Source organism: Actinomycetota bacterium (genome assembly GCA_005774595.1).
In the GTDB taxonomy this organism is placed as follows: Bacteria; Actinomycetota; Coriobacteriia; order Anaerosomatales; family D1FN1-002; genus D1FN1-002.
The window spans coordinates 1-2,447 of record VAUM01000294.1 but is presented as its reverse complement, the minus strand read 5'-3'; the positions used below and the strand labels follow the sequence as shown (position 1 = coordinate 2,447).

Annotated in this window: 2 protein-coding genes and 1 pseudogene; all 3 read right to left on the bottom strand. The window is 71.6% G+C overall.

The window, feature by feature from the left end:
• Positions 1 to 568 precede the first annotated feature (568 nt).
• The 3 genes and pseudogenes from FDZ70_09295 to FDZ70_09285 all read right to left on the bottom strand — a co-directional run bounded on the left by FDZ70_09295 (position 569) and on the right by FDZ70_09285 (position 2,236).
• Positions 569 to 937, bottom strand: a pseudogene (locus FDZ70_09295) (response regulator).
• Between the two features lie 22 nt (positions 938 to 959).
• Entirely contained in the window at positions 960 to 1,436 is a 477-nt protein-coding gene (locus FDZ70_09290; GenBank protein TLM70157.1) for a chemotaxis protein CheD, read from the bottom strand.
• A gap of 5 nt (positions 1,437 to 1,441) precedes the next feature.
• Positions 1,442 to 2,236 carry a protein-glutamate O-methyltransferase CheR gene (locus FDZ70_09285; protein ID TLM70158.1) on the bottom strand — a complete coding sequence of 265 codons (795 nt, stop codon included), beginning with the start codon at positions 2,234 to 2,236 and terminating at the stop codon, positions 1,442 to 1,444.
• Positions 2,237 to 2,447: the final 211 nt, after the last annotated feature.

Here is a 2,447-nt window from a genome sequence, read left to right as displayed (position 1 = left end):
GTTCGAACGAATGCCGAGTCATCCACCACCACGACACGGATGGGCGGCCCTGCGGCCGTGCCGGCGCCTGCCGGGATCACGCCGCCGGGACGCCCGGCCCGGCGCCGCGCAGTGCCAGGTGCAGCAGCATCGGCCTGTCGTCGATGAGGTACGGCCGCGCGGACGGCTGCGCCGCCATGACCCGCCACTCGTCGTGGGTCATCGTGGTGACCACGGGCGGCATGAGGTCGACGGGGCGGTCCGGATCCAGCCGAGTGGCGATCTGGCCGCAGGTGACGTTCGCGAACTCGGCGAGCGCGTCGCCCGCCCGCTCGCGGCCTGCATCGGCCGCGGTCGGTTCCCCGAGCATACTCTCGGCGAGCTCCGAGCACAGGATCTCGGGAGCGGCGAGGGACAGGCGCCCTGTCGCGGCGCCGGAGAAGTCCACGTGCGCGAGCATGAGACGCCCTTCCGGCTCGGCGAGGCCCGACGCGCCCGCCACCTCGGGCACGGCGAACGCCAGCCGCTCGGCCACCAGGCCGACGGCGTCGTCGACGTCCGTGAACTGCGGCGGCTCGGGCATGCGGGCCATCAGGCCGGCCACGACGTCGCGGATCTGCTCGGGAGTGAACGGCTTGCGGATCCATGCCGACACGCCGTCGTCCATCAGCGCAGCCACGCGCTCGGAGGAGCCTTCGGTCGACACCACCACGACGGGCACTCCGGCCGTCTGCGGATCGGACCTCATGCGGGCGAGCATCTCGAGCCCGTCCATCACCGGCATGTTGATGTCGCCGAGCACGAGGTCGATCCAGTTCTCTGCGAGAGAGTGCAGCGCCTGCTTGCCGTTCGCGGCGTGATGTATGGCGTCGACCTCGAGGTCGGCGAGCCGGACGGTCCGCTCGATCATCCGCCGGATGATGTCCGAATCGTCCACGATCAGCAGGTTGATGCCCATGGGACTCCTCCTCGGTGGTGTCTCACAGTTCGCGGGTCTCGCTTCGTGCCTTGACGAAGGCCCTGCCGGACCCGACCTCCAGCGACAGGGTCCTCGAGTCGGGGCCTCCGACGTCCTCGGAAGCGATGAGGATCCCGTTCTTCCACAGCACGCGCCGCAGGACCGTGTGGTTGCGCTCGCCGATCCGGAACGGGTCGTCGGCGGAGAACGACGACCCCGCGCCGGCGACGCGCACCACGAGGGTCGAACGCGACGCGCCGAGTGCGAACAGCTCGCTCAGCACGGCGGCCACACCGGTGTCGACGTAGGTCCCGGGCGCGCGGAGGGCGCGATCGGGGTCCGCCTTGGAGACCGGCATCTGCGCGTGCAGCAGCGCCGCCGCCCCGGTCCGGGCGTCATACACGGCGAGCCCGAGGCAACTCCCGAGCGAGTACGTCACGAGGACGTCGTCGGGGTCCGCGGAGACCGCGTACTCGCCTATGCCGACCACGACGTCCACGGACCCTACGACCGCCGGTAGACGGAAGGCCGGAAGTGCCGGAACGCGTGGTGGGCGCGCGTGAGGCTCTCAGCATGGCCGAGCACGAGGAGACCGCCGGGGCGCAGCAGGCGCTCCGCCTCGGCGAGGATGCCGGAGCGCACCTCCGCATCGAAGTAGATCATCACGTTGCGGCAGAACACCGCGTCGAGCGGGCCGCGGAGCGGGTACGGCGGCGCGGCGAGGTTGACGCGGCGGAACAGGACGGTCTCGCGGATGCGTGCCTTCGGCCGCCAGACGACCCCCGCGCCCGTGGAAGTCCGGTCGAACCAACGCCGTCGGACGTCCGGGTCGATGACGTCGGTCCGCTCCGAGGTGTACGCGGCGTCCGCCGCTGCCGCCAGCACGCGCGTGGAGATGTCGGTCGCGAGGATGCGCACATCCGCGTCGTGGGGCAGGCGTTCCGCCAGCGCGATCGCCAGCGAGTACGGCTCCTCACCCGTGGAGCAGGCCGCCGACCAGAACCGGAACCGGCGCTGCCCGGCCGCGTACCACGCAGCTGCCTGGTCGGCCACGACCTCGAAGTGCCGCGACTCGCGGAAGAAGCTGGTCACGTTGGTGGACACCGTATCGATGAGGTTGACGACCTCGGTAGGGTCTCCGTCGACCCGGTCCAGGTAGGCGTCGTAGTCCCTGACGCCGAGGGCGCGCATCCGCCTGCCGACGCGCGCGCACAGCAGCGCCTCCTTGCGCGGCGTGAGCACGATCCCGCTCGAGGCGTAGACGATGTCACGGAGCGCCTCGAAGGTGGCGGGCCGCATGGGCGCGAGCTGGGCTGGGATCGACGCGTCCATGGCGCGCGCCTACGCCCGGCCTGCGAGGTCGGTGCCGCGAAGCGGTTAGACCGCGCGCAGAAGCGAACGGGCGTGCGTCGCGGCGCGGACGCCGTGCCCGCCGCTGCGGCCCGCGGCCCGCGCACCCATCATCAGGTCGACCATCGAGACCAGTTCGCCCGCCTGAGAGGAGAGCTCC